Origin of the sequence: Nocardia rhamnosiphila NBRC 108938 (genome assembly GCF_000720425.1) — a bacterium.
Classification (GTDB): Bacteria; Actinomycetota; Actinomycetes; order Mycobacteriales; family Mycobacteriaceae; genus Nocardia; species Nocardia rhamnosiphila.
Map to the genome: position 1 here is coordinate 19,451 of NZ_JOAJ01000004.1, position 24,428 is coordinate 43,878.

A 24,428-nucleotide genomic window follows, 5' to 3' on the forward strand; every position below is an offset into this window, starting at 1 on the left:
CATGGCAGCTACCAGGGTGTATATCGCCAGGCTGACCGGTCTGGCGGTGCTGGGGCCGGACGGCGAGTCTATCGGCCGTGTTCGCGACGTGGTGGTCGCCGTCCGGTACGACCGGCAAGAACCGCGTGTCCACGGCCTGGTGGTGGAGTTGCCGACCCGTCGCCGGATCTTCGTCCCGATGCTGCGCGTCACCGCCGTCGAACCCGGTTCGGTGAACTTGAACACCGGCAATGTGAGCCTGCGGCGTTTCGCGCAGCGTCCCGGTGAGGTGCTGGCCATGGCGCAGATCGTCGACTCGGCGGTACGCGTGGACGATCCCGATCTGCCCGATCTGGCGGGGGTCGATGTGTATGTGGTGGATCTGGGGATGACGCTCACCCGGACCCGGGACTGGCGGGTGTCGCGGGTGGCGGTGCGCGGGCACCGCAGGCTCGGGCGGCGGCGTACCGTGCACGTGGTCGACTGGGCTCGGGTGCAGGGTCTCACACCGTACGAACTGGGGCGGCCGGGTCAGGATGTGAGCACGCTGCTCGAGCAGTTCGAGGGTCAGCGGGCCGCCGATGTCGCGCATCTGTTGCGCGAACTGCCGGAGAAGCGGCGGCTGGAGGTCGCCGTGGCGCTCGACGACGAACGGCTCGCCGACGTGGTGCAGGAGTTGTCCGGCGACGATCAGCTGGAGCTGCTGGGCAAGCTCGAGATCGGGCGCGCGGCCGATGTCCTCGAGGCCATGGATCCCGACGACGCCGCCGACCTGCTGGGCGGGCTGCCGGAGAACGAGGCCGAATCGCTGCTGACACTGATGGATCCGGAGGAATCGGAACCGGTGCGCCGGCTGCTCGAGCACTCCCCGGATACCGCGGGCGGGCTCATGACGCCGGAACCGGTGGTCCTGACGCCGTCGACAACCGTCGCGGAGGCGCTGGCCCGGGTCCGGGACCCCGACCTGACGCCCGCGCTGGCCTCGCTGGTTTTCGTGGTGCGGCCGCCGACGGCGACGCCGACCGGGCGCTATCTGGGGTGCGTGCATCTGCAACAGTTGCTGCGGGAACCGCCCGCCCATCTGGTGGGCGGGCTCCTGGACACCGATCTGACCACCTTGCGCCCGGAGGCCCCGCTCACCGCGGTGGCCCGCTATTTCGCGAGCTACAACCTGGTGTGCGCGCCGGTGGTGGACGAGCAGAATCATCTGCTGGGCGCGGTGAGCGTGGACGATGTACTGGATCATCTGCTGCCGCGGGATTGGCGTGCGGACGAGCAACTGTTCGAGGGTGTACGGCATTGACGGACAAGAGCACCGCGAGCCGGGCGGCGGCGGCCGCCCGGCAGCGGCTGGAGACACCGGTGGAATCCCGGTTCCGATTCGATTGGGACGCCGAGGCGTTGGCGCGCGGCAGCGAACGCATCGCCCGGTTCCTGGGCACCGGACGCTATCTCGCGTTGCAGACGGTGGTGGTGATCGTCTGGATCGCGTTGAACATCTTCTTCCTCGCGCTGCGCTGGGACCCCTATCCCTTCATCCTGTTGAATCTGGCCTTCTCCACCCAGGCCGCCTACGCCGCGCCGCTGATCCTGCTGGCGCAGAACCGGCAGGACAACCGCGACCGGGTATCGCTGGAGGAGGACCGGTTACGGGCGGCGCAGACCAAGGCCGACACGGAGTTCCTGGCGCGCGAACTGGCCGCTCTGCGGCTGGCGGTGGGCGAGGTGGCCACCCGCGACTATCTGAGGCGGGAACTGGACGAGATCCGCGACGCACTCGATCGCATCGAGTCGGCGGCGGGAGTGGGGCCGACGCGCCCGGAAAAATCTGCCAAGCCGAAACGCAAGAAAACCTCCGGTCACAGGCCGGTTACGGGCTCTGTTTCATCGCCTGTCGCGGACGAATGACCGGAAATCCGCAATATGCTCCTGACCGGTAGGTAACCTGGATCACGTTGTCCCGAGCACGCCGTCCGGGAATGTCCGGGACGGTTGCTCACCTGTGACATAGAGGAATGGTGGAGCCGAATGCGGATACCTACCCCTGTGGCAATGTCGGCTCTGGTCATGGCGGGCCTGGTAGCGAGCGGTTCGGCCGCCCACACCACCTTCTCGTCGACTCCCCCGGAGGCTCCCGGGGCTCGGCTCGCCGCCGATACCGATCGTCTCGAAGACCCGGACGTGACCACCGACGCGCCACTGACCCAGACACTCGGAATGCTACCGGTCGAGCGCTCGACACCCCGGAAACTTCGCGCGCTCAGCCCCTCCCCCGCCGACGGTATCCCACCCTTCGGTGGCATCGTCCCGCTGCAGACCATCAACCTGCCCCAGGGTGGCGGCGCGCTCGGTATTCCGGAGATCGTGCTCGCGGCCTATCGCAATGCCGAACTGGCCCTGCAGTCCTCGACACCGGGCTGCGGTGTCACCTGGAATCTGCTGGCCGGGATCGGCCGGATCGAATCCGGCCATGCGAGCAACGGCCGCACGGACGCCGCCGGTACCACCAACCCGCCCATTTTCGGTCCGGCACTGGACGGCTCGTTGCCCGGTAACGAAGTCATCCGCGCGGCCGACGGCGGATACGTCCGGGCGCTGGGACCCATGCAGTTCCTGCCGAGCACCTGGTCACGCTACGCCGCGGACGGCAACGCCGACGGGCGCGCCGATCCGCACAATGTCTTCGACGCCGCCCTCGGCGCCGGGAAGTACCTGTGCTCGGGTGGCCTGAATCTGCGTGACCCGCAGCAGGAATTGCGGGCGGTGCTGCGCTACAACAACTCCATGTCGTATGCGGCCAATGTGCTGAGCTGGTCGGCGGCCTACCGGACCGGCGGCCGGCCGGCCCCGGTCACCGTCTCGCCCGATCTGGTCCCGCCGGGCAGTATTCCGACCGAATTCCCGCCCGGCCCAACCGATCTGCTGGCCGCGCAGACCGAGAACCAGGTCCCGCCGCCCCCGCCCTCGCTACCGGCGCAGACGCCGCGGCCCGCGCCCATGATCCGGATCCCGGGCCTGCCGCCGATTCCCTGCGGGCTGCTGTGCCCGCCCGCTCCGGGCGCCCCGAAGGTCGGCGAGGCGCTGCCCGATCCGGCTCCGGTCGTCCCGGACGGGCCCGCGGGCCGTACCGGTCCGGCAGCTCCGGCCCCCGCGCCCGGGGACCCGGCACCCGAGCCCGATGCCCCGTCCGCACCGGCACCGGACGAATCCGCACCGGCCGCACCGGCGCCCGCCGAGAACCAGAACCCACCCGCTCCCGCACCTGCACCTGCACCGCCGGCGCCGCCGTCGATCACGCTCCCCGGCGGGATCGTCATCCCGTTGCCGGTCGGGCTCGCCCCGGCTCCCGTGGTGGCTCCGCCCACGCCGGCGGACACCACCCCGGCGGCACCCGAACCCGCGGCTCCGGCGGCACCGCCGACGCCCGTTCCTCCCGCCTGAGCAGGCGGTTCCACCGGACGCGCGGCAGCCGCACCCACGCCGGTACAGCGGGCCCGGGCACCGGCCGGGCCCGGCTGCCGCCGCGCCCGGCCGGGCGGGCGCTAACCGAGTTCCGAAGCGGCGCCACCGCTTCCCATTCCCATCCGCGCGGAAATAATGGTCACGGAGGAGTAACAAACAGATCTCGGATGCGGTATTGTCGACACAACAGGTCACGGACCGGCAACGAACCACTCGTGACCGCAGGCTGTGCGTTGAGATGAAGGGCTTGAGTACGTGGGGCGTCACCGTAAACAGCAACCTGCCACCGTTTCCCGCAGCTCGGTGATCGCACTCACCGGGCTGGTTCCGGCCGGAGTCGTGGCCACCAATGCCGCCGCGGCAGTGGTCACCGATCCGACCGCGGCCTCGGTGGCCATGCAGATCTCGGCACTCGGCGCCGCGCCCGCGCAGGCGGCGGCCCCCGCCTCCGTCGACCCCACCGCGATGCACGCCATGGCCAAGCAGTCGCCCGAGGCGCGCGTCGAGGTGAAATCGGTCGCGCTGGATCCGAACCGCCCCCGCAACGATCTCCCCGTGGCCGCCTCGGGCATCCCCGGGATCGCCGAGGCCGCCTATATCGGCGCCGCGCAGATCCTGGCCGACGAGAATCCCGACTGCAATATGCCGTGGACCATGCTGGCCGGTATCGGCCGGGTCGAGTCCACCCATATGAACAACGGCCGGGCCGATGCCGACGGTAATGCCCTCGCCCCGGTGTTCGGTCCCGTGCTGGACGGCAGTCTGTCGGGTAACAATGTCATCCACGATTCCGACGGCGGCGCACTCGACGGCTTCGGCGGCTACGACCGCGCCGTCGGCCCCATGCAGTTCCTGCCGGAGACCTGGACCAGTTTCGCCGCCGACGGCAACCGCGACGGCATCTCCGATCCGCAGAACTACTACGACGCCACCCTGACCGCCGGCAAGTACCTGTGCTCCGGCGGTCTGGACATGAGCGATCCCGCCCAGCAGACCAGGGCGATCCTGCGCTACAACAACTCGATGGCCTACGTCGCGAACGTGATGGCCTGGGAGCAGTCGTACCAGACGGGTATCGCACCGCGGCCCGCGGAACTCCCCAAGATCTGACCGCACTACCATCGGCAGCATGCCAGTGGTAACGGAAGCGGAGGTGCGGGGCGCCCTCGCGAAGGTCGATGACCCGGAGATCCGGAAACCGATCACCGAACTGGGCATGGTGAAGAGCATCCGGATCGAACCGGACGGCAATGTGCATGTCGAGGTCTACCTGACCACCGCCGGCTGCCCGTTGCGCACCGAGATCACCCAGCGGGTCAGTACCGCGGTCGCCGACGTCCCGGGCGTGGGCGCGGTCTCGGTCGATCTCGATGTGATGAGCGACGAGCAGCGCACCGAACTGCGCAAACAATTGCGCGGTGACTCCGCCGAGCCGGTCATCCCCTTCGCCCAGCCCGGTTCGCTGACCCGCGTGTACGCGGTGGCCTCCGGAAAGGGCGGCGTCGGTAAATCCAGTGTGACGGTCAACCTGGCGGCGGCGCTCGCCGACCGCGGCCTGTCCGTCGGGGTCCTCGACGCCGATATCTACGGCCATTCCATCCCGCGCATGCTCGGGACCGACGCCCGGCCGACCCAGGTCGAGCGGATGATCATGCCGCCGGTGGCGCACGACGTGAAGATGATCTCGATCGCGCAGTTCACCAAGGGCAACACCCCGGTGGTGTGGCGCGGCCCCATGCTGCACCGGGCCCTGCAGCAGTTCCTCGCGGATGTGTTCTGGGGTGATCTGGACGTCCTGCTGCTGGATCTGCCGCCCGGCACCGGTGATGTGGCGATCTCCATCGCCCAGCTGATCCCGAACGCCGAGATCCTGGTCGTCACCACCCCGCAGATCGCGGCCGCCGAGGTCGCCGAGCGCGCCGGCGCCATCGCATTGCAGACCCGGCAGCGGATCGCCGGCGTGGTGGAGAACATGTCGTGGCTGGATCTGCCCGACGGCACCCGGATGGATTTGTACGGGTCCGGCGGCGGTCAGGCGGTGGCCGACCGTCTCACCCGGGCGGTGGGCGCTGAGGTGCCGCTGCTGGGTCAGATCCCGATCGAGCAGGCGCTGCGGGAAGCCGGTGACGAGGGCACGCCCATCGTGCTGAAGGATCCGGAGAGCCCGTCGGCCGTGGCCCTGCGCGCGGTGGCGGACAAGCTCGCCATCCGCCGGCGCGGCCTGGCCGGTATGTCGCTGGGTATCGACACCACCCGTCATCTCTGAGCGCACATAGACTCGATCCATGCTCACCCTGCTGCTGTACGTCGTGATCGTCGGTTTGGTGGCCGCAGTCCTGTTCCTCCTGGCCAGCGCCCTGTTCGGGCGGTCGGAGGAGCTGGGCCCGCTCCCCGAGGGCACTACGGCGACGGTGCTACCGGTGGAGGGCATCGACGGCGCGGATGTCCGGGCGCTGCGCTTCCAGCAGGTGGTCCGCGGGTACAAGGCCGGCGAGGTCGATTGGGCACTGGCCCGGCTGGCCGCCCGGATCGACGAGTTGCAGGGTCAACTCGCCGAGGCCCGCGCGGCCGGTGCCGCCGCGCAGCACGGTACGGACCAGCCGTGACCGCATCCGTGGCGACCGACACGCCGATCCGTTGCCCGTGGTCGGTGGAATCACAGCTCTACCGGGACTACCACGACCAGGAATGGGGCCGGCCGCTACACGGGGACGACGCCCTGTTCGAGCGGCTGTGCCTGGAGGCTTTTCAGTCCGGCCTGGCGTGGATCACGATTCTGCGCAAACGGCCCGCGTTCCGGGCGGCGTTCGCCGGATTCGCCATCGACCGGGTCGCGGAGTTCGGCGACACGGATCGTGAACGGCTGCTCGCCGATGCCGGCATTGTGCGCAATCGCGCGAAAATAGACGCGTGTATCGCCAACGCGAAAGTCGCGCGCGAACTCGATATCGGACTCGACGAATTGCTGTGGTCCTTCGCCCCGCCGTCGCGACCGCGTCCGCGCGCATTGCCCGATATTCCGGCGACGACGCCCGAATCCATCGCACTGGCAAAAGAATTGAAGCGGCGCGGTTTCCGTTTCGTCGGGCCCACCACCGCGTACGCGCTCATGCAGGCCACCGGTATGGTCGACGATCACTTGGCCGAATGCTGGGTCGATACCCGGCACACCGCGGTCGGCTGACCGATCACATTTGGACGTCGAGTGTCCGTCATCTCATGCGATAGGGAAGAATGGACCGAGTGCGGTCCGTCGTCTCAACCGACGGACCGCCCGGTTGGCGACAACCGGAGTTCCGAGCAAGTGCGCAGCATACAGCGCAGATCTGGAGGGAGCAGAGGATGGCGGCCATGAAGCCCCGTACCGGGGACGGTCCCCTCGAGGCAACCAAGGAAGGCCGTGGGATCGTCATGCGGGTCCCACTCGAGGGTGGCGGGCGTCTGGTCGTAGAACTCACGCCGGACGAAGCCGCGGCACTCGGTGACGAATTGAAGAGTGTCACCGGCTAGACAGGTAGCCGAACAATCGGCGCTCGCCGCGGTCGCCGAGGTACTGAGCTGCCCCGAATGCGACCGCGGCCTGTCGTCCGCGCCGGGCACACTGCGCTGCTCTCGCGGGCACAGTTTCGATATCGCCCGGCAGGGCTATATCAGCCTGCTCACCGGTGCCGCCACCAAACTGACCGGTGACACCGCCGCCATGCTCGACGCGCGGGCGGCCTTTCAGGGCACCGGAAATTTCGCGCCGATCGCCGACGCCGTCGCGGCGGCCACGGTGGCCGCGCACGATACCGGCGCCGGCGGATTCATTGCGGATATCGGTGCGGGTACCGGCTACTACCTGGCGCGGGTCCTCGAGTCGGTCCCGGCGGCCCGCGGGATCGCCTTGGATATCGCCAAACCGGCCGGCCGGCGGTGCGCCCGCGCCCATCCGCGCGCGGCCGCGGTCGTGGCCGACGCCTGGCGGGGCCTGCCGATCCGCGAACAGACGCTCACCACCGCGCTGTCGGTGTTCGCACCGCGCAATCCGGACGCCGTGGCCCGGGCCCTCGGTCCCGGCGGCCGCTATATCGTCGTCACGCCCACGGACCGGCATCTGGCCGAGCTCATCGAACCGGTCGGCATGGTCACCGTCGACCCCGCGAAGGACCGCCGCCTCGCCGCGGCCATGACCGGTCGTTTCACCCGGAGCGAACACCGCACGGTCGACTACGCGATGACCCTCTCCCGCGCCGATATCGCGAATCTGGTGGCGATGGGCCCCTCCGCGCACCACGCCGACGACGCGACGGCCCGGATCGCCCGCCTGCCCGAACCCTTCGAGGTCACCGCGTCGGTCACCGTGGGAACCTACGCCCCGGTCTGACCTCACCGGCCACTCGCCGCCGCGGTGAGAAGGGGGCAATAGTGCTGGCACAGAAAGCAATCCGCTCGCGACATCGGCCTGATCGCCGAGTAACACCGTCCTGATGTCCTTGTCCTATGCGGATACCGACATTCGGCAAACGAAAAGACACCGGCACCACCACCATCTACGAACAGATCGGCGGTCACGAAGCGCTCGAAGCGGTCGTCGCCGATTTCTACACCAGGGTCCTCGCCGACGCGGAACTGGCCGGTTTCTTCAGCGGGACGAACATGTCCCGGCTGCGGGGCAAACAGGTCGAATTCTTCGCGGCGGCGCTGGGCGGTCCTGAACCCTACTCGGGCGCGCCGATGAAACAGGTGCATCAGGGACGCGGGATCACCATGCACCATTTCACCCTGGTGGCCGGTCACCTGACCGATTCACTGACGGCAGCCGGCGTCGGCGAGGAGACCGTCGCCCAGATCATCGCGGCCATCGCCCCACTGGCCGATGACATCACCTCCGGGTCCTCCTCGGCCTGACGGCCGGCGAGGGCTCAGCGTTTACAGACGGTGTGGTACACGGCCAGGGTCTGCTCGGCGATCCGGTACCAGTCGAATTCGGCCCGGGCGCGGCGACGGCCGGCCGCGCCCAGTTCGGCCGCGCGCGCCCGGTCCAGCGCCAGCTCGTTGATCGCCGCCGCCAGCGCGCGCTCGTAGGCGCCGGTCGCCCCCGCCTCGAAATGCACCAGCCGGCCGGTCCGCCCGTCCGCGACCACCTCGGGAATTCCGCCCACATTCGAGGCGATCACTGCGGTCGAACAGGCCATGGCCTCCAGGTTCACGATCCCCAGTGGTTCGTAGACCGAGGGGCAGACGAACACTGTGGCCGCCGCCAGCAGCTGCCGGATCTGTTCGGTGGGCAGCATCTCCCGGACCCAGAACACATTGCCCCGGCGGCGGTGCAACCCGGACACGGCATTCGCGACCTCGGCCTCCAGTTCCGGCGTGTCCGGCGCGCCCGCACACAGGACCAGCTGGATCTCCGGATCGATCTCGCGCGCCGCGCCCAGCAGATGGCCGACGCCTTTCTGCCGGGTTATCCGTCCGACGAACACCGCCAGCGGCCGGTCCGCCCGCACACCGAGTTCGTCGAGGATTCGGCGGCTACCGGGCTCCGGCGGGCCGGGATGCCAGACGCCGGCGTCGATCCCGTTGCGCACGACGTGCACCCGGGTGGGATCCAGCGCGGGATAGGCGTCGAGTACGTCGCGGCGCATCCAGTCGCTCACCGCGATCACCGCGTCGGCGTGTTCGAGCGCATTGCGTTCCGACCAGGACGAGAGCCGGTATCCACCGCCCAGTTGTTCGGCTTTCCACGGTCGCCGCGGTTCCAGCGAATGGGTGGTGACCACGTGCGGGATCCCATAGAGGGTGGCGGCCAGATGCCCCGCCAGGCCCGAATACCAGGTGTGCGAATGGACCACGTCGGCCGCGCCGACCGCGCCGGCCATCCGTAACTGTGCCGACATCATCCGGAGGGCGGGGTTGGCGCCGTCGAGGGCCGGATCGGGTCCGTGCACCTGTGCGGTGTCGCGCGGTACTCCCATGCAGTGCACGGTCACCGCGCTCATCCGCCGTAACCGGGCCGCCAGTTCGGTCACGTGGACGCCCGCGCCCCCGTAGACCTCGGGTGGAAACTCTCGGGTCAGCATGGCCACCCGTAGCTCGTCGGCCGCGGACAACTCGGCCGCGCCGCTGGAACCGGAACTCACGAATTCACGGTAGCCGCCGAGCGGTCGATGCCCGCCGACCACCTCGTTCGGTAGTTTGGCACTGTGAGGAGCCAGCCGCACGTCCTAGGAATCGTGCTCGCCGGTGGCGAGGGCAAGCGACTCTTTCCGTTGACCGCCGACCGGGCCAAGCCGGCCGTCCCCTTCGGCGGCGCCTACCGCCTCATCGACTTCGTGCTCAGCAATCTCGTCAATGCCGGTTTCCTCCGGATCTGTGTGCTCACCCAGTACAAATCGCATTCACTGGACCGGCATATCTCACAGACCTGGCGGCTGTCCGGTTTCGCCGGTGAATACATCACTCCGGTTCCGGCCCAGCAGCGGCTCGGGCCGCGCTGGTATACCGGCAGCGCCGACGCCATCATGCAATCGCTGAATCTCATCTACGACGAGGATCCCGATTACATCGTGGTCTTCGGCGCCGATCACGTCTACCGGATGGATCCCGAACAGATGGTGGCCCACCATATCGACTCGGGGGCCGGGGTCACGGTGGCCGGTATCCGGGTGCCGCGCAGCGAGGCGGGCGCATTCGGCTGTATCGATTCCGACGAATCCGGCCGCATAATCGGTTTCCTGGAGAAACCGGCGCATCCGCCCGGTATCCCCGACGACCCGAATTCGACCTTCGCCTCCATGGGCAACTATGTGTTCACCACCAAAGTGCTGGTGGATTCCATCAAGGCCGACGCCGAGGATTCCGATTCCGACCACGATATGGGTGGTGACATCATTCCCGGCCTGGTCTCGGCGAGCCAGGCGGCGGTCTACGATTTCGCCGACAACGAGGTGCCCGGCGCCACCGACCGCGACCGCGGCTACTGGCGCGACGTCGGCACCATCGACGCTTTCTACGAAGCCCATATGGACCTGGTGTCGGTGAACCCGGTGTTCAACCTCTACAACCGGCACTGGCCCATCCGGGGCGCCGCGGAGAATCTTCCGCCAGCGAAATTCGCGCAGGGCGGCCTGGCCCAGGAATCGATTGTCGGGGCGGGCAGCATCCTGTCCGCGGCGACCGTCCGTAATTCGGTGCTCAGCGCCAATGTGATGGTCGACGACGGAGCCACCGTCGAGGGCAGTGTGCTGATGCCCGGGGTACGGATCGGGCGGGGGGCGGTGGTCCGGCGCGCGATTCTGGACAAGAACGTCATGGTGTCCGAGGGCGAGATCATCGGCGTGGATTCCGAGCGCGACCGCTCCCGGTTCGCGATCAGCAACGGCGGTGTGGTGACCGTCGGCAAGGGCACCTGGGTCTGACCGATACGGAGGTGCCCCCTCCCGGTGGAAGGGGGCACCACACCGACGGCGACAGGTCAGCGGATGTCGCGTCCCCGCACCCCGGCGAGTCCGGCCGCGAGCAGCACCGCGGCGATCACCGTGACCGCGATAACCGGAGTCGCGGTGAACTCCGACCCCGGCACCTTGGGCGCGTGACTGAACGGTTCCAGATCGCGGAACCACTGCGGCGCGCCGGAGAACGAACCGAGCAGGAACACCGCGATCGCGGCGGTGAGCAGTCCCCAGGCCACCGGAGTCCAGCGCGGCACCAGCCCGAACAGCGCCAGGGTCAGCCCGGCGAAGAACCAGATCGCCGGAAGCTGGATCAGGGCCGCGGCCACCACACCGGGCAATTCCCCGCCGATATCGTCCTTGGCGAGACCGTAGGCCACGCCACCGAGCAACCCGGCGGTCAGCATGATCACCACGGGCCCGCCGAGCGCGAACACCAGATGGCTGCCGGCCCAGCGCAGCCGGCCGACGGCCCCGCTGAGTACCGATTCGGCCTGGTGGCCGTTCTCCTCGCCGAACAACCGCAGTGTCGCCGAGACGGCGTACGCCGCGCCCGCGACTCCGAGCATGGTGAAGGCGTAGGAGATGAACGAGTCCTCGATCGATTCGGAGCCGCCCATCCGGGTGATCAGATCGCGCAGCGTCTCGTTCTCGGCGAAGCTGTCCCCGATACCCGCCACCACGCTGCCGATCACCAGACCGTAGAGACCGACCCCGACCGTCCAGGCCAGCAGCGTGCCGCGTTGCAGCCGCACCGCCAGGCCGAACGGTCCGGCCAGGTCCGCACCCGCCGCCGGTTCCCCGAGCCGTTCCGCGATGAGACCCGCACCGACATCACGGCGGCGCAGCAGCGCGTAGGCGACGGTCATCAGCACCACCAGCAGGGCCAGGTGCAGCGCGAGCACCCACCAGCGATCACCGGCGTACGGTCGCACCTGCAATGACCAGCCCTGCGGGGACAACCAGGTCAGCGGGCTCACCGGGCCCGCCCCCGCCCGGGCGTCACCGATCGCTCGCAGGGTGAAGGTGACCGCGAGCACCGCGAACGCCAGTCCGCGGGCCAGCCGCGCGCCGGTGCAGACCTGCGCCGTCACTGCGGCCACGGCCGCGAAAACCATGCCGGATCCGGCCAGCGCGAGCCCGAAGGCCAGCGATCCGCTCGCCGGGACATCGGTCGCGGTCAGACTCACCGCGCCGAGCAGTCCGGTGAGCAGTGAGCCGCCCAGCGCCAGGACGAGCGCGGCCGTCAGGTTCGCGTAGCGACCGACCGAGGTGGAGGCAAGGATCTCACTGCGTCCCGTCTCCTCTTCGGCCCTGGTGTGCCGGATGACAGTGAGGATGGTGGCCACCGCGATCAGCGTGTGGAACATCCCGGCCTTCCAGATGCCCACCGCGCCGATCGAGGTGTTGTAGATCGGGCCGTACATCGCCAGTTGCGCCGGGCTGGCCAGGATGGTGGCCGCGAAGGAGGCGCGATCGGCCGCGGTGGGATACACCGATTCGATACTGGCCACATAGACCCCGCCCAACGGCAGGGACAGCAGCAGGATCCACAGCGGCGCCACGATCCGGTCGCGGCGCAGGTACAGCCGCAGCAGCCGGGTGGTCCCGGTGAATCCGGTGCGGCCGGGACTCGTAGGGAGCACGCTGTGCCGTGCCCCGGCGACGGCGGTCGTCATTTCCGCGCCTCTTCCAGCTCGCCGGCCTCGTGGCCGTTGATCGAGTAGTGCCGCATGAACAGCTCTTCCAGCGTCGGTGGGCGGCTGGTCAGGCTGCTGACGCCGGTATCGCCGAGGACGCGGATGAGCTCGGCCAGATGTTCACCGTCGACCTGGCAGCGCAGCGTGTGGTCGTCCATGCTCACATCGGCCACCCCGGGCATGGCCGCGATATCACCGGGATCGCCGGTGAGTTCGGCGGTGATGGAGGTACGGCTCAGATGCCGCATGGACGACAGCGTGCCGCTTTCCACCGTGCGCCCGGACCGGATGATGGTGACCCGCTCGCACAGTGCCTCCACCTCCGAGAGGATGTGACTGGACAGCAGCACGGTCGCCCCCCGCTCGGCCGCCTCGGCGACACATTCCCGGAACACCTGTTCCATCAGCGGGTCCAGGCCGGAGGTGGGTTCGTCCAGCAGCAGCAGCCGGGCGTGCGAGGAGAAAGCCGAGACCAGCGCGACCTTCTGGCGGTTGCCCTTGGAGTAGGTGCGTGCCTTCTTCCGGGGATCGAGTTCGTAGCGTTCGATCAGTTCGGCCCGGCGCGCGATGTCGAGCCCACCGCGCATCGAGGCCAGCAGGTCGATGGTCTCGCCCCCGCTCAGCGACGGCCACAGGGTCACATCACCCGGCACGTACGCGATCTCGCGGTGTAGTGCCACCGCGTCCGCCCAGGGGTCGCGCCCCAGCATCCGCACCTCACCGGAGGTGCGCGCCAATAGCCCGAGCAGCACCCGGATGGTGGTGGACTTACCGGCTCCGTTGGGGCCCAGGAATCCGTGGACCTCGCCCTCGGACACTTCCAGGTCCAGTCCGTCCAGTGCCCGGACCTGACCGAAGTGTTTGTGCAGATCCCGGATCCGAATTGCCGAAATCATCGTGTCTCCTCGTGGGACAGAGATAGAGCGTTGATGGAGAGGGTTCGCAGGCGCGGCGGATCGGACGCCGCGCCGGCTCAGTGCGCGTCGCCGGCGGTTCGTGCCGGCGTCGGCGTTTCTGGTGGGTGCGCGGCGGCCGCCTCCGCTCCGGCGTCCGGCGCGGGTACGCGGCCGGTGGTCGGTGCGTCCGGCGTCGGCGGTGCACCCTGTCCGGCCCGGGCCGCGGCGTCGGCCAGGACGGTATCGAGCATGGTGGAGTCGGGTAGCAACCCTTCGGTGAAGATCTCCAGAGCGGGCAACATCATCTGGTCGCTGTACTCCCGCAACGCCTGCCGGTAGTCGACCGCCCCCGAGGCTCCGGCACGCAGCTGGATGAACAGCAGCATGCCGCCGCCGTTGACGCTCGCCAGATAGCGCGACATCGCTTTCAGGTCCCGCGGCCTCCGCACGGCGCCGGAGGCGATCCCGGCTTCCAGATACTGCTCGACGTCCTCGACCATGTGCTCGAACATCGATACCGCCAGATCGCCACCGGCCTGGAAGCTGCGCATCACGTAGGCGATGATCGGCGCGAACTCCTCGATCTCGGCCAGCTGCTGGAGCAGATTCCCCGACGACGGCCGGTTCATGTAGCTCATCTTCGATTCGCGGATCACCGCGCGCACATGATCGTCGCATTCGCGCCGCAACCCGTCCTTGGACCCGAAATGATGGTTGACCAGGCCCGGCGACACACCCGCGGCCGCCGCGATCGCACGTACACCGACTCCGAAGCCCTCTTCGCCGAACAGCACGAGGGCGGCGTCCCGAATCCGGGCCCGCGTATTCAGATCATCGCTTGAACGCATGTTCAATACATTAAACACACGTTCAATGACGGCGCAAGAGGGGATGCCGTAGAGATTCCGTAAAGACGCCCGGCCCGGGCGTGCCACCTGGTGCAGAAGAACACAAATACACAGCTCACAGCCGTGCGCCGGCGCGCCGGATCCGGCCTTCCCCCTCGAGCGTCGGTGGATAGGCCCCTGCCCGAAGCAGGGGCCTATCCACCGGACCGGCGCAGCAACCTGTCGCCCCCGGAACGCGACCCCGACCACGGTTTCCGCCCCCGTGCGGCAACGTCGCAGCAATACCACCCTGCACAGGCGTCGGCCACCGCATCGAAACCGGGTCGCCACCACCAGTGGCATCCGGCAACCCGCGCGTCGGCACCGCACCGGATTCCGTGCAGCCGGACGTGATCTTCGGCGGGCCGTCGATACAGGGCGGAACAGACGACCGGACGAGTACGGCCGGCGGCACCGGCAATCACGCCGGCCGGGACCGCGCCGAGGCCTGCCCCGACGACCTCGGCGAAGTCCCCTTCGGGGCCCGGTCGAGCGCAACACCGGCGACGACCGCTGCACTCCGGCCCTCAGGCCTGCCGCGCCCGCCGCGTCTGATCACCGCCCCGGGGCGGCCGGGAGTCCGATGGCGACGAGGTCAGGGCGCGCGGGCAGCCGAACCGGCCGCGGGGCTAGCCCTTGGACGCGCAGAGCAACCCGTCACCGAGCGGAATGAGCACGCTGGTCAGACCCGGGTTCTCGGCCACGTACCGGGTCGCCGAACGTACCGCCTGGGTCGCCGCGTCGCGATTCGCCGGATCCGGTACCCGGCCCCCGAGCAGCGCATTGTGCAGCAGTACCGCCCCGCCGGCCCGCAGCAGCCGCACCGCCTCGGCAATGTATTGCGGATGCTCGATCGGCGAGGCATCGAGGAACACCAGGTCGTAGGCGCCGTCGGCCAGCCGCGGCAGCACGTCCAGCGCACGCCCGTTGATCAGCCGCGTCCGGGCGAGCGGGATATCGGCGGCACGGAACGACTCCTTGGCCGCCCGCTGATGTTCGGGTTCGGAATCGATGGTGGTGAGCGTGCCGTCCTCGCGCATACCGTCGAGCAGCCACAATCCACTGACCCCGGCACCGGTACCCACCTCGACCACCGCCCGCGCGTCCAGCAGCTGCGCGTACATGCTCAGCAGCGCGCCGACCGACGGCGGTACCGGAGCCACGCCCAGCTCGGTGGCCCGTTCGCGGGCGCTGACGAGTACCTCGTCCTCGACGACGGATTCCTCCACGTAGGCGAGATTGAGCTCCAGGTTCGATGCCACGCCCAAGAGGCTATGCCAAACGCGGCGATGCCGGTCGCAACATTCTCAGGTGTCCCTCAGGATCCCCATAACCGCCCCACACCGGGAGACGGAAGAGTGTGGGCTACGCAAGACCAGCCGACCGAGCGCGGCGGACGGGAACAACGGAGTACCGATCCACCGTTGTACCCGATGAACGACGGCCCGAACAACGGGCCGCGTATTCGAGCCTACGCCTCGGTCCCGATCAGGAGGTTGTCACCATCCACATGGTCGATGCGGCACGCGAGTCCGCCACCTTGCCCGAACTGTCCCGGGCCGACCGTTCGGCGACCCGCGCCGGGCACGGTCTACCCGGGCCGGACGAATTCGGCCCGCGGCCGTTTACCGGGCCGGTTTCGGAGGTAGCCGCGCAGCACGACCCGGTGACCGAAGACCCCGCTCCACCGGACGCCCTGATGGAGGTGCCCGATATGTCCATTACCGACGAGCGAGCCGAGGAATACGACGCCGCCCAGGCCGTGTTGGCCGATACGGCCTCCGAGCTCGACAGCATGCTTCCGCTCACCGGCACCGCCGCCTTCGACGCCACCGGCGACCGCACCGTGATGCCGACCTGGGACGAACTGGTCCGCGAACACGCCGATCGGGTCTACCGGCTGGCCTACCGCCTCTCCGGTGACGCGCAGGACGCCGAGGACCTCACCCAGGAAACCTTCATCCGGGTCTTCCGGTCCCTGTCGAACTACCAGCCCGGCACCTTCGAGGGCTGGCTGCACCGCATCACCACCAATCTCTTCCTGGACATGGTCCGGCGGCGCAGCCGTATCCGGATGGAGGCGCTACCGGAGGACTACGACCGGGTACCCGCCGACGGGCCGGGGCCCGAGCAGGTCTTCCACGACGCCAGGCTCGATCCGGATCTGCAGTCCGCGCTGGACTCGCTGGCTCCGGAGTTCCGCGCCGCGGTCGTGCTCTGCGATATCGAGGGGCTGTCCTACGAGGAGATCGGCGCGACGCTCGGCGTGAAACTCGGCACGGTGCGCAGTCGAATCCATCGCGGCCGGCAGGCACTGCGCGAGTATCTTGCGCATAATGGAGTCCAGGAGCGTTTCGCCGCCGAGGCGAGCTTCGGGTGATCCTGCGATCATGACGCCGGGATCACAGCAGTTTGTGATACCGGTCGGGAAGGATGGGCAGCGAATGAGTGGCGACTCCGAAACGCCCGGTCGTCGTTCCCCGCAGTTCCACTCCACCGAGCATCTGGCGAGCGAGGCAGTCGCCGCCTACGTCGATGGCGAACTGCGGATGAATCCCTACCTGCGTGCGGCCCAGCACCTTTCGGTGTGCCCGGAATGCGCGGCCGAGGTCGAGGCCCAGCAGCAGGCGCGGATCGCCCTGCGCCGCGCCTCCCAGGTCTCGATTCCCACCGGGCTGCACGACACGCTGTCCCGCATTCCCCTCGCCGAACCGCCCAGCGGCGCACAATCGCAGAATTCGGCCGGAAATCAGCGTAACGAGGCGGTATTCGGCTTCACGAGCCAATCTTTCTCGGCAACCTTCGACAGCTTCCGGTGGTCGGTGTGGTGGCGCAAGTAGAGTTTGCCGCGTGAGTTCCGAACCGACGCAGAATTCCCCTGCCGATAACGCTGATTCGGCGGACGAAAACGGCACGACGACCGACAACGGCACTCTGCGCCCGCCCGATGCGCCCGTATTGGCTCCGCGGCCGGTCTATCGACCCCATGTGGACTCACATACCGCGAATGTCTTCCGCCGGCCCTCGGGTCAATCCGGATCCTTCGCCGCGCGCCCGGCCCGCCCGGACGCCGATTCCGTGACCAAGGTGGCCCCGAAGGGCCCGCCACGCGCCGTACTGGAGGAGGCCTTCGGCCGGCCACCCGGTTCCACCGAACTGCTCCAGCGTGATCCCGACGCCGACAACGAGCGCGAACCGGTAGCCGGCCCGGCCGATCCCTGGCGCGATCCGGATTCGGCGGCCCGCCTGGGTGCTCCGGCACTCGCCACACCGGCCGCGCGAGAATTCCCGCGCGCCGAACAACTCTCCGCTCGGCAGGTTCTCTTCGGGTCCCGGGTCGCCCCGAAGGCGCTGCTGGCGCTCGGTGCGATCGCCCTGGCAATCGGGCTGGTCGGGGGCCTGGTCGGCCGGTTGACCGCGGAAACGGCTTCGACCCTGACCTCCCGCAAAGTCAGTCTGGAACAGACCGACGGCGAGCAGCCGCACGGCCCGATCGCGCAGGTCGCCGACGCGGTACTGCCGTCGGTGGTGTCCATCCGCACCACGGTCGGCGACAACGGCGCCACCGGGTCCGGCGTGGTCATCGACGGTAACGGCTATATCGTCACCAACAACCACGTCATCTCCATGGCCGCGCAGGACCAGTCCGGGCGGGCCCGGATCCAGATCACCTTCTCCGACGGCACCCGGACACCGGCCAATATCGTGGGTCGCGATCCCAAGACCGATCTCGCGGTACTCAAGGTGGATGTGAAAAATCTCACGGTTGCCCAGCTCGGCAAATCGGAAGACGTGCAAGTCGGCGATGCGGTGCTGGCCGTCGGATCCCCGCTGGGCCTGAGCAAAACCGTCACCTCCGGCATCGTGAGCGCGCTGCATCGCCCGGTGAAACTGGAGGGCGAGGGCAGCGATACCAAAGCGGTGATCGACGCGGTACAGACCGACGCGTCGATCAACCCGGGCAATTCCGGTGGCGCGCTGGTGGACGCGGACGGCCGGGTCATCGGGATCAACACCGCCATCCGCAGCGAGAGCGGTGGTTCGGTGGGCCTCGGCTTCGCCATCCCGGTGGACCAGATGACCCAGGTCGCGCAGACCCTCATCCGCGACGGGTCGATCCATCACCCGATGATCGGGGTGAGCGCCCGGCAGAAGACCGTCGCCAACGAAGTCATGAGCGGCGCCGAGGTCGCCGATGTACAGCCGGGCAGCCCGGCCGCGAACGCCGGCATCGTCGAAGGCGATGTGATCGTCCGGATCGGCGACCGTGAAGTCACCAATCCCGACGAACTGGTGGTGGCGGTTCAGATGAATAAAATCGGCCAGTCGGTGAACGTCCAGCTCATCCGGGAAGGCCGGCAGGTGGATATCCCGGTGACGCTGACCTCCGACTGACCCGCTGGTCGCGGCGCCGGGTAGCCTGTAGGAGTGTTCAGCAGTATCGGGTGGGGCGAGATGCTCGTGCTACTCGTCGCCGCCCTCGTGATTCTCGGTCCGGAGCGCCTGCCCGGCGCGGCGCGGTGGACTGCGCGCAGCCTGCGCCAAGTTCGCGATTACGCCACCGGCGCCACATCACAATTGCGGTCCGAACTCGGGCCCGAATTCGAGGAGTTGCGTAAACCGCTCGCCGACCTCCAGGAATTACGGGGTATGTCACCGCGTTCGGTGGTGACGAAACACCTCCTGAACGGCGATGATTCCCTTTTCAAGGATCTCGACGGCGCCCTGCCGGACAGCAAGAATGTGCTGGGGACACACAGCGGGATGCCAGATTACCCGATGCCCAAGTTGGATAAACCCTTGGAGCACAACGAACGTCCCCCGATCGATACCGACGCCACCTGATCGTCAACCAGGCTAGACGCAGTTCAGCGTCTCCCTGTCTAGACTTCGCACATGTCGGCCGATGACGTGGCGCGAATATTCGCGATCGAAGACAAAGTCGAGCGACTCAAGGCCGCCACCGAAGGTGTCGCAGCGGCTCAGCAGACCATCAACGAACTCACCCGGATTCGGCGCGCGGTGATCCGCGAGTTACACGCCGAGGGGTGGACTTTCGCGAGAATCGGTGCCGCAGCAGGCCTTTCCCGCGCCCGGATCCACCAGGTGAGCACCCAGGGCCCGGCACCCGAGGGATTGTTCTTCGGGCACGGGCCGCTGACCCTGCTGGTCCCGGATACCCGCGCGGGCAGGCTGATCGGCGCTCCGGACCCGGCGGCGGCGCCCCGGCTGGCCGAACAGCTACGGGAACTCGGCTTCGCGGTCACCATCGAACCCTTCGCCCCGGGACGCCCGATCGATCTGCTGCGGGACGGCCTCATCGTGATCGGCGGTCCGGAACTGTCCCCGAGCCTGCGGCATCTCATCGCCGCCGACCCACGCCTGCGCCGCGCCGTGGCGCGCCCCGGGGACGGCCGGCGCGGTATCGAGGATCGCGCCGCCCGGCGTATCTACCGGCCGGCCAGCCCGGAACCGCACGATATCGCCTATCTCGCACGGCTACCGCGCCCGGACGGCCGCGGTTCGATCCTGGTTCTCGACGGCCTGCACCCACCGGGTTCGCTCGGCGCGGTACGGCTGCTGGCCACCCGGCTGGCGACCCTGCACGAACGAGCGGCCAACCGCCGCTTCTCCGTACTGATCGGCGTCCGTTACGAGCGCACCACCGGTGAACCCGTGGACGCCGATCTGCTCACCCCCGTCTATCTCCACGAACCGGTGGATTCCCGCCCCCAGGCCGTACGCCAGCGGCGCTGACCGCGAGCCGCGCCGACCGCGAATGATCCGCGGCCGATACCGCCGACACGCCGGAACACCGATAGCGACAGCGAATATTAGCTGGTCGAAGAATTGCTACTGTGGTGCGCAGTAGGCCGATTTCTATTACCGCGACCGGTTACCCGGGCCCGACGATTCGATAGCCAGAGCATTACTCGGTACCTATGCGGTGCACATGGCGATTGTCGGCTCCGAAAGATAATTCGTGGAGGCTCAGGTGAACGCGTTGATCATCCTGGCGGTGGCCCTGGTCGCGGTGGGCTTGCTGATCACCCTCGTCCTGTGGCTGCGCGCCCCCCATTCCGCCGAAAGCGACTACGTGACAGTCGCCGAACTCCGCGCGCGTCTGGAAAACGAACAGGAACCTGTCGAGCAGGAAGCGGCCGAAGAGGAACCCACCGAAGCGGAAACGGCCGAAGAGCCCGGCGAAGACCGACCGGAAACCGGCGGAACCGGGGCCGCACCGGAACCGGTAGACGACGCCGACCGGCCCGCGGCGGCCGTCGTCACCCCGCCCACGGCGACCGGCGCCGGACCCGAGATACCGCCCATCGCGGAAGCCACGCCCGGCGCCGGCGGCGTCGAACCCGGAGTTCCCGGCGGGACAGCGAAGGAGACAGGAGCCGAACCGCCACCGGAAACCGAAGCCGTCGGCCGCCCGGCGAAGAAGCCCGGAGACGAGCAGCAGCCCCCGGAAACCGGAGACGAACCACCGGCGGAAAAGCCGGACCCGGACCGCTGAGGCCGGCGGGCGCCGCGGTGCGGGCCCGTTCGCTCACGCGGCCGCGACGTCCGGCCGGATGGTGTTCATCGGCGGCCGATCGACCAGATCCACCGCGGTGCTGTGCGGCGTGAACTCGCCACCGATCAGCGGGAACTGGGTCAGCGCCGCCCCCGAATCCGGGACCCCGCTGCGACCCAGCACCGTCCCGAGGATCTGCCTGCTCATCACACCGAGATCGGCCAGCGGACGGTTGCGATGGGTGCGGACACCCAGGTTGACCTGCCCGATCGCGCTCAGGCCCAGCCGGTCGTAGGTATCGAGCAGCAACCCGATCTCCACGCCGTATCCCGGGGCGAACGGCACCGCCGTCAGTAACTCGCGGGTCCCGGCGTACTCACCGCCCAGCGGCTGCAACACCTGGGTCAGCCCCGGCCGCAGCGCGGCCAGCAGGGGCCGGGCCACGAGCTCGGTCACCCGGCCGCCACCGTGTGCGTCGACCCCGCCGCCGTGCCGCAGCGGCCGCCGGTAGTAGGCCTTCACCAGATGCAGGTCGGGAGTCGTGAGCAACGGACCGAGCAGCTTCGGCACAAATGCCGGGTCCGGGTCGATCAGATCGGAATCGACGAACGCCACCAGATCACCGGTGGTCACCGCCAGCGAACGCCACAGCACCTCGCCCTTACCCGGGAAGGGTTCCAGCTCGGGTACGGCCTGCTCCCGGGTGATCACCTCCGCGCCGGCCGCGCGAGCGCGGTCGGCGGTGGCGTCGGTCGACCCCGAATCCAGCACCACCAGCTCGTCCACCAGGGAGCCCAGCAGCGGACGGATACTGGCCACCACCTCGGCGACGGTTCTCTCCTCGTTCAGCGCGGGCAGCACCACCGATACGGTCCGGCCGGCCTTGGCGGCGACGAGATCGGTCACCGACCAGTCGGGGGCATCCCAGGTGTGGGTCGACGCCCAGTCGGGCTCGTGATGGGGAAATTTCATACGAGACCTCGCAGAGTTCGCACGGGGGGCCGGATGCCCTGGATCGCGGCGATCATGTCCACGACGCGACGGGTCGCGGCAACCTCGTGCACACGGAAAACGCGAGCACCGGCCGCGGCCGACCATGCTGTTGCCGCCAATGTGCCCTCCAGTCGTTCGGAAAGTCCGACACCTAATGTCTCTCCGATGAAATCCTTGTTGCTCAGCGCCATCAAGACCGGCCACCCGCTTTTAACAAGAACGTCCGCTGCCCGCAACAGTGCGAGCCCGTGATAGGTGTTCTTCCCGAAATCATGGGTGGGGTCGATGAGAATCGAATCCCGGCGCACCCCCGCCGCCGCGGCCTGCTCCGCCGCCCGCACCACGGTGTCGGTCACCTCCGCCACCACATCGCCGTACCGGACCCGATGCGGCCGGGTGCGCGGCACCGCCCCGCCGGTGTGACTGCATACGATCCCGGCCCCGGTCTCGGCCGCCACCGGCACCAACTCCGGATCCGCACCCGCCCAGGTGTCGTTGATCAGATCCGCCCCCTCGGCCACCGCGGCCCGCGCCACCTCCGACCGCCAGGTGTCCACACTGATCAACAGGCCGGGATAGGCCGCGCGGATCGCCGCCACGAACGGCACCACCCGCCGCGCCTCCTCGGCCGCGTCCACATGCTCCCCCGGCCCCGCCTTCACCCCACCGATATCGACCAGATCGGCGCCCTCGTCCACAGCCCGGGCCACCGCGGCCAGCGCGGCGGAATCGCTGAAGGTCGCGCCACGGTCGTAGAAGGAATCAGGGGTGCGGTTCACAATGGCCATCACCAGCGCGCGATCCGTCGCGACGGTCCGGCCGCAGAGTGTCGGCAACGGCCGGACGGGCTCGAACATGAACTCAGTTTATGGCGCGCCTTCGGCGCCCGGGGTCGAGGCCCCCTTGGTCTCGCCGTTCAGGCCTCGAGACTCGCGGCTCCGCCGCATGCACTTCGAGGCCTGAACGGCGAGACGGGCCCCAACCCTTTGAGGTGTCTCGCAACACTCGACACATGCGGTCGCGTCGGCATTCGACGCTCGGGTCGGATGCCGACTCGACCGCCCGGGCGGCCTGGCGTCTGATCCCTTTCACGAACAGCCACCCTCTCGGTGCCGAGTCTTACGAGGCCCTGAAAGGGTCGAAGGCGCCGCCGAAAAACACTGCCCCGGATCAGCTCACTGATCCGAATCCTTGCTCAGGGCCGCGAAGGCTTCGGTGAGGTCGGGGGTGACCGTGATGCGGTCGAGGGCCGCCCGCGGGACGAAGCCGCGGTCGTGGAGTTCGGAGAGCCAGGTGAACAGGCCGCTGTAGTGCCCGGTGGGGTCGAGGATCGCCATCGGCTTGTTGTGCTGGCCCAGGTGGCCGCCGGTCCAGGTTTCGAAGAACTCCTCGAGGGTGCCGATTCCGCCGGGGAGGGTGAGAAAGGCGTCGGAGCGATCCTCCATCACCTGTTTGCGCTGGCGCATCGTATCGGTGACGACCAGTTCGTCGGCGTCCACATCGGCCACCTCCTGGTGGACCAGGTGTTTCGGTATGACGCCGACCGTATTGGCGCCGCCGGCGCGGGCGGCGGTGGCCACCGCACCCATCATGGAGACGTGCCCGCCGCCGGATACCAGTTGCCACCCGCGCCGGGCTATTTCGGTGCCGACCCGGGCCGCCAATTCGAGCTGATCGGGGTCGGTGGTACCGGCCGAGCAGTACACGCACACCGCGAAGGGCCGCGGAGTCACCATTCGTCCTCCGTCCCGACCTTCTCGATGGTGGCGGCGCCCGGTTCGGACTCCTGGATGATGCGCACCACGTCCTCGACCGAGTCGGTGACGTGCAGCAGATCGATATCGCCCGGGGAGATACGACCGTCGGCGGCCAGGGACCCGCGTATCCAGTCCACCAGCGGCGCCCAGTACCGGCTGCCGAACAGGATGATCGGGAACCGGGTGATCTTGCGGGTCTGCACCAGGGTGAGCGCCTCGAACAGTTCGTCCAGGGTGCCGTATCCGCCGGGCATACAGACGAAGGCCTGGGAGTACTTCACGAACATCGTCTTGCGCACGAAGAAGTAGCGGAAGTTTATCCCCAGATCGACCCAGTCGTTGAGGCTCTGCTCGAACGGCAGCTCGATACCCAGTCCGATGGAGTAGCCGCCGGCCTCGGAGGCTCCGCGGTTGGCCGCCTCCATCACCCCGGGACCGCCGCCGGTGATGACCGCGAAACCGGCGGTCGCCAGGGCCGCGCCCAGTTCCCGCGCGGCCTGGTACTCCGGATTACCGGGTTCGGTACGTGCCGAACCGAAGACGCTCACCGCGCGCGGAACCTCCGCCAGCGCGCCGAAACCCTCGACGAATTCGGCCTGGATCCGCAGCACCCGCCACGGGTCGGTGTGTACCCAGTCGCTGTCGCTGCGCTGATCGAGCAGATGCTGGTCGGCGGTGGTGCCCCGCGGGGTCCGTTCCCGGCGGAACATGATGGGCCCGCGGTAGCGGGTCTTGGGTTTGCCGGCCATCCCGGATTCGGCGGCGTCGGTAGACATGGCCGCAGTGTATTGGGCGCGCACG

The 24,428-nt window shown here is 68.6% G+C and carries 26 protein-coding genes; 17 read left to right on the top strand and 9 right to left on the bottom strand.

The window, feature by feature from the left end:
- Position 1: 1 nt before the first annotated feature.
- The 10 genes from IG75_RS0115875 (at position 2) to IG75_RS0115920 (ending at position 8,331) form a co-directional block, all read left to right on the top strand.
- On the top strand, positions 2-1,282 hold the full coding sequence (locus IG75_RS0115875) for a magnesium transporter MgtE N-terminal domain-containing protein (RefSeq protein WP_030522049.1): 1,281 nt from the start codon (positions 2-4) through the stop codon (positions 1,280-1,282).
- On the top strand, positions 1,279-1,887 hold the full coding sequence (locus tag IG75_RS0115880) for a DUF1003 domain-containing protein (protein ID WP_030522050.1): 609 nt from the start codon (positions 1,279-1,281) through the stop codon (positions 1,885-1,887). Before IG75_RS0115875 ends, IG75_RS0115880 begins: the two co-directional genes overlap by 4 nt.
- A 144-nt stretch (positions 1,888-2,031) precedes the next feature.
- Positions 2,032-3,420, top strand: coding sequence for a lytic transglycosylase domain-containing protein (locus IG75_RS0115885; RefSeq protein WP_245713335.1), 1,389 nt, complete (start codon positions 2,032-2,034; stop codon positions 3,418-3,420).
- A gap of 276 nt (positions 3,421-3,696) precedes the next feature.
- The gene (locus IG75_RS0115890; RefSeq protein ID WP_030522052.1) at positions 3,697-4,551 is read left to right on the top strand and encodes a lytic transglycosylase domain-containing protein; all 855 of its coding nucleotides are present in this window, start codon (positions 3,697-3,699) and stop codon (positions 4,549-4,551) included.
- Positions 4,552-4,570: 19 nt separating this feature from the next.
- Positions 4,571-5,707: an Mrp/NBP35 family ATP-binding protein gene (locus IG75_RS0115895; protein WP_030522053.1), complete on the top strand. Its 1,137-nt coding sequence runs from the start codon at positions 4,571-4,573 to the stop codon at positions 5,705-5,707.
- Positions 5,708-5,726: 19 nt separating this feature from the next.
- Positions 5,727-6,047, top strand: coding sequence for a DivIVA domain-containing protein (locus IG75_RS0115900; protein WP_030522054.1), 321 nt, complete (start codon positions 5,727-5,729; stop codon positions 6,045-6,047).
- A complete protein-coding gene (locus IG75_RS0115905) occupies positions 6,044-6,625 on the top strand; it encodes a DNA-3-methyladenine glycosylase I (protein ID WP_281181636.1) in 582 nt (193 codons plus the stop codon). The genes IG75_RS0115900 and IG75_RS0115905 overlap by 4 nt, the downstream gene beginning before the upstream one ends.
- Before the next feature lie 158 nt (positions 6,626-6,783).
- Positions 6,784-6,951 carry a DUF3117 domain-containing protein gene (locus IG75_RS37935; protein WP_064484472.1) on the top strand — a complete coding sequence of 56 codons (168 nt, stop codon included), beginning with the start codon at positions 6,784-6,786 and terminating at the stop codon, positions 6,949-6,951.
- Complete coding sequence (locus IG75_RS0115915) at positions 6,938-7,807, top strand: putative RNA methyltransferase (RefSeq protein WP_051714650.1); 870 nt, start codon at positions 6,938-6,940, stop codon at positions 7,805-7,807. The genes IG75_RS37935 and IG75_RS0115915 overlap by 14 nt, the downstream gene beginning before the upstream one ends.
- Positions 7,808-7,923: 116 nt before the next feature.
- Positions 7,924-8,331: a group I truncated hemoglobin gene (locus IG75_RS0115920; protein ID WP_051714651.1), complete on the top strand. Its 408-nt coding sequence runs from the start codon at positions 7,924-7,926 to the stop codon at positions 8,329-8,331.
- Between the two features lie 14 nt (positions 8,332-8,345).
- Here IG75_RS0115920 and glgA read toward each other — a convergent pair whose 3' ends face one another.
- Positions 8,346-9,503, bottom strand: a complete 1,158-nt coding sequence (gene glgA, locus IG75_RS0115925; RefSeq protein WP_030522058.1) for a glycogen synthase — start codon at positions 9,501-9,503, stop codon at positions 8,346-8,348.
- A gap of 123 nt (positions 9,504-9,626) precedes the next feature.
- Between glgA and glgC the strand changes: the two genes are divergently transcribed.
- A complete protein-coding gene (gene glgC, locus IG75_RS0115930) occupies positions 9,627-10,841 on the top strand; it encodes a glucose-1-phosphate adenylyltransferase (protein ID WP_030522059.1) in 1,215 nt (404 codons plus the stop codon).
- Between the two features lie 56 nt (positions 10,842-10,897).
- Here the strand turns inward: glgC and IG75_RS0115935 are convergent, their stop codons facing one another.
- The 4 genes from IG75_RS0115935 to IG75_RS0115950 form a co-directional block, all read right to left on the bottom strand.
- The gene (locus IG75_RS0115935; protein WP_036514207.1) at positions 10,898-12,553 is read right to left on the bottom strand and encodes an ABC transporter permease; all 1,656 of its coding nucleotides are present in this window, start codon (positions 12,551-12,553) and stop codon (positions 10,898-10,900) included.
- On the bottom strand, positions 12,550-13,470 hold the full coding sequence (locus tag IG75_RS0115940) for an ABC transporter ATP-binding protein (protein WP_030522061.1): 921 nt from the start codon (positions 13,468-13,470) through the stop codon (positions 12,550-12,552). The genes IG75_RS0115935 and IG75_RS0115940 overlap by 4 nt, the downstream gene beginning before the upstream one ends.
- Before the next feature lie 77 nt (positions 13,471-13,547).
- Positions 13,548-14,318, bottom strand: a complete 771-nt coding sequence (locus tag IG75_RS0115945; RefSeq protein ID WP_063834151.1) for a TetR/AcrR family transcriptional regulator — start codon at positions 14,316-14,318, stop codon at positions 13,548-13,550.
- A gap of 668 nt (positions 14,319-14,986) precedes the next feature.
- Complete coding sequence (locus IG75_RS0115950) at positions 14,987-15,619, bottom strand: O-methyltransferase (protein WP_373863774.1); 633 nt, start codon at positions 15,617-15,619, stop codon at positions 14,987-14,989.
- A gap of 452 nt (positions 15,620-16,071) precedes the next feature.
- On the opposite strand from IG75_RS0115950, the gene sigE reads away from it, so the two are divergent.
- The 6 genes from sigE to IG75_RS0115980 all read left to right on the top strand — a co-directional run bounded on the left by sigE (position 16,072) and on the right by IG75_RS0115980 (position 20,877).
- Entirely contained in the window at positions 16,072-16,737 is a 666-nt protein-coding gene (gene sigE, locus IG75_RS0115955) for an RNA polymerase sigma factor SigE (RefSeq protein ID WP_281181638.1), read from the top strand.
- 64 nt (positions 16,738-16,801) lie between these two features.
- The gene (locus tag IG75_RS0115960) at positions 16,802-17,197 is read left to right on the top strand and encodes a zf-HC2 domain-containing protein (RefSeq protein ID WP_036514211.1); all 396 of its coding nucleotides are present in this window, start codon (positions 16,802-16,804) and stop codon (positions 17,195-17,197) included.
- A 10-nt stretch (positions 17,198-17,207) separates the two neighbouring features.
- A complete protein-coding gene (locus IG75_RS0115965; protein WP_030522066.1) occupies positions 17,208-18,752 on the top strand; it encodes a S1C family serine protease in 1,545 nt (514 codons plus the stop codon).
- Positions 18,753-18,785: 33 nt separating this feature from the next.
- The gene (tatB, locus tag IG75_RS0115970; protein WP_030522067.1) at positions 18,786-19,202 is read left to right on the top strand and encodes a Sec-independent protein translocase protein TatB; all 417 of its coding nucleotides are present in this window, start codon (positions 18,786-18,788) and stop codon (positions 19,200-19,202) included.
- 51 nt (positions 19,203-19,253) lie between these two features.
- Positions 19,254-20,114: a hypothetical protein gene (locus IG75_RS0115975; RefSeq protein WP_030522068.1), complete on the top strand. Its 861-nt coding sequence runs from the start codon at positions 19,254-19,256 to the stop codon at positions 20,112-20,114.
- A 238-nt stretch (positions 20,115-20,352) separates the two neighbouring features.
- On the top strand, positions 20,353-20,877 hold the full coding sequence (locus IG75_RS0115980; protein WP_030522069.1) for a hypothetical protein: 525 nt from the start codon (positions 20,353-20,355) through the stop codon (positions 20,875-20,877).
- A 33-nt stretch (positions 20,878-20,910) separates the two neighbouring features.
- On the opposite strand, the gene IG75_RS0115985 is transcribed toward IG75_RS0115980, so the two are convergent.
- From IG75_RS0115985 to IG75_RS0116000, 4 genes are all read right to left on the bottom strand, one after another.
- Positions 20,911-21,849 (bottom strand): glucosyl-3-phosphoglycerate synthase, encoded by a 939-nt coding sequence (locus tag IG75_RS0115985; protein WP_030522070.1) that lies wholly within the window; start codon positions 21,847-21,849, stop codon positions 20,911-20,913.
- Positions 21,846-22,727 (bottom strand): dihydropteroate synthase, encoded by an 882-nt coding sequence (gene folP, locus IG75_RS0115990; RefSeq protein ID WP_030522071.1) that lies wholly within the window; start codon positions 22,725-22,727, stop codon positions 21,846-21,848. The genes IG75_RS0115985 and folP overlap by 4 nt, the downstream gene beginning before the upstream one ends.
- Before the next feature lie 318 nt (positions 22,728-23,045).
- Positions 23,046-23,606: an LOG family protein gene (locus tag IG75_RS0115995; RefSeq protein WP_030522072.1), complete on the bottom strand. Its 561-nt coding sequence runs from the start codon at positions 23,604-23,606 to the stop codon at positions 23,046-23,048.
- Positions 23,600-24,403, bottom strand: a complete 804-nt coding sequence (locus IG75_RS0116000; RefSeq protein WP_030522073.1) for an LOG family protein — start codon at positions 24,401-24,403, stop codon at positions 23,600-23,602. The genes IG75_RS0115995 and IG75_RS0116000 overlap by 7 nt, the downstream gene beginning before the upstream one ends.
- Positions 24,404-24,428 lie beyond the last annotated feature (25 nt).

Coding starts and splice junctions, on each gene's coding strand:
- IG75_RS0115875 (WP_030522049.1), top strand. CDS start 2: ATGGCAGCTACCAGGGTGTATATCGCCAGGCTGACCGGTCTGGCGGTG.
- IG75_RS0115885 (WP_245713335.1), top strand. CDS start 2,032: ATGTCGGCTCTGGTCATGGCGGGCCTGGTAGCGAGCGGTTCGGCCGCC.
- IG75_RS0115895 (WP_030522053.1), top strand. CDS start 4,571: ATGCCAGTGGTAACGGAAGCGGAGGTGCGGGGCGCCCTCGCGAAGGTC.
- IG75_RS0115900 (WP_030522054.1), top strand. CDS start 5,727: ATGCTCACCCTGCTGCTGTACGTCGTGATCGTCGGTTTGGTGGCCGCA.
- IG75_RS37935 (WP_064484472.1), top strand. CDS start 6,784: ATGGCGGCCATGAAGCCCCGTACCGGGGACGGTCCCCTCGAGGCAACC.
- IG75_RS0115920 (WP_051714651.1), top strand. CDS start 7,924: ATGCGGATACCGACATTCGGCAAACGAAAAGACACCGGCACCACCACC.
- glgA (WP_030522058.1), bottom strand. CDS start 9,503: ATGCTGACCCGAGAGTTTCCACCCGAGGTCTACGGGGGCGCGGGCGTC.
- IG75_RS0115935 (WP_036514207.1), bottom strand. CDS start 12,553: ATGACGACCGCCGTCGCCGGGGCACGGCACAGCGTGCTCCCTACGAGT.
- IG75_RS0115940 (WP_030522061.1), bottom strand. CDS start 13,470: ATGATTTCGGCAATTCGGATCCGGGATCTGCACAAACACTTCGGTCAG.
- IG75_RS0115945 (WP_063834151.1), bottom strand. CDS start 14,318: ATGCGTTCAAGCGATGATCTGAATACGCGGGCCCGGATTCGGGACGCC.
- sigE (WP_281181638.1), top strand. CDS start 16,072: ATGTCCATTACCGACGAGCGAGCCGAGGAATACGACGCCGCCCAGGCC.
- IG75_RS0115960 (WP_036514211.1), top strand. CDS start 16,802: ATGAGTGGCGACTCCGAAACGCCCGGTCGTCGTTCCCCGCAGTTCCAC.
- IG75_RS0115975 (WP_030522068.1), top strand. CDS start 19,254: ATGTCGGCCGATGACGTGGCGCGAATATTCGCGATCGAAGACAAAGTC.
- IG75_RS0115985 (WP_030522070.1), bottom strand. CDS start 21,849: ATGAAATTTCCCCATCACGAGCCCGACTGGGCGTCGACCCACACCTGG.
- folP (WP_030522071.1), bottom strand. CDS start 22,727: ATGTTCGAGCCCGTCCGGCCGTTGCCGACACTCTGCGGCCGGACCGTC.
- IG75_RS0115995 (WP_030522072.1), bottom strand. CDS start 23,606: ATGGTGACTCCGCGGCCCTTCGCGGTGTGCGTGTACTGCTCGGCCGGT.
- IG75_RS0116000 (WP_030522073.1), bottom strand. CDS start 24,403: ATGTCTACCGACGCCGCCGAATCCGGGATGGCCGGCAAACCCAAGACC.